At 67.1% G+C, this 337-nt stretch carries 1 protein-coding gene; it reads right to left on the bottom strand.

What is annotated here, in order from left to right:
* On the bottom strand, window positions 1–337 hold a 337-nt coding region (locus V2S85_RS27220; protein ID WP_330705890.1), incomplete at both ends, for an FAD-dependent oxidoreductase.

Consider the following 337-nt stretch of genomic DNA (forward strand, 5'->3'; position numbering starts at 1 on the left):
GCCATCAGCGTGTCGCAGTCCTCGCGGGTGCGCACGGCATGGATGCCCGCCAGGTCGGAGCCCGAGCACGACAGCCGGCGCGGATCGCCGCCGGTCGCCCAGACCAGCTTGCCGTAGCCGAACGTCGCGCCGTTCGAGAGCGTCAGTTCCTTCGCCGCCGGATCGACCTTGGTGACTTCGGTGCCCAGCTTGAAGGTTACTTCCTTTTCCGCCCAGAACGTCGGCGGGCGGATGTAGAGGCGGTCGAAGGTCTTCTCGCGCGCGAAGTATTCCTTGGAGAGCGGCGGGCGCTCGTAAGGATACTCCGGCTCGCGGCCGATGACGGTGATGGTTCCCG

Source organism: Novosphingobium resinovorum (assembly GCF_036352595.1).
In the GTDB taxonomy this organism is placed as follows: domain Bacteria; phylum Pseudomonadota; class Alphaproteobacteria; order Sphingomonadales; family Sphingomonadaceae; genus Novosphingobium; species Novosphingobium resinovorum_B.